We start from the raw sequence: 530 nt of genomic DNA on the forward strand, positions 1-530 counted from the left end.
TTCTCTGCCTTTACCGTTACTTCCCTGCTTCCTACGTCTTTGATAGTCGGGGCGGTTGCTGTCCAGTCTCCATCTCCTACTTTATAGGAAATCACTGTTCCCTCTGTTACATTTGCGGATGCTGCACTTCCATGCTCATTTCCATCATAAATTCCTTCGTAAGGGGTTCCTGTCACGGTCAGGGTTCCCTTCCGGGTGATGGTCAGGGTTCCCGGATTATATGTCACGGTATAATTACCCTGGTCTGCTTCTCCGCTTGCTGTGATAACATAGTCTCCTACATTCTCACCAGGTTCACGGCTCAGTGTATATTCCACCTTATCTGTTCCATACAGTCCGCTTACGTCTGCTGTCAGTTCCGGGTCTGCCTCGCCAAACATCTTGCTCTTGTTGTCTGCTGTTACCGTTGCAGATGCCGGCGTAATCTTATAGGTTCTGGTGACGCTTCCACTGTAGCTGCCTTCTCCCGTAATCGTTACGGTGATGGTCTTTACGTCTACAAAGTTGTCTGTGTCATAGCTTACCTTATA

General features: G+C 48.5%; 1 protein-coding gene. It reads right to left on the reverse strand.

Annotation, left to right across the window (positions count from 1 at the left end):
• Positions 1–530, reverse strand: a 530-nt coding sequence (locus H8716_RS17540; RefSeq protein ID WP_249310237.1) for an MBG domain-containing protein, incomplete at both ends; no start/stop codon positions are given.

It is taken from the genome of Jingyaoa shaoxingensis (assembly GCF_014385005.1).
Taxonomy (GTDB): domain Bacteria; phylum Bacillota; class Clostridia; order Lachnospirales; family Lachnospiraceae; genus Marvinbryantia; species Marvinbryantia shaoxingensis.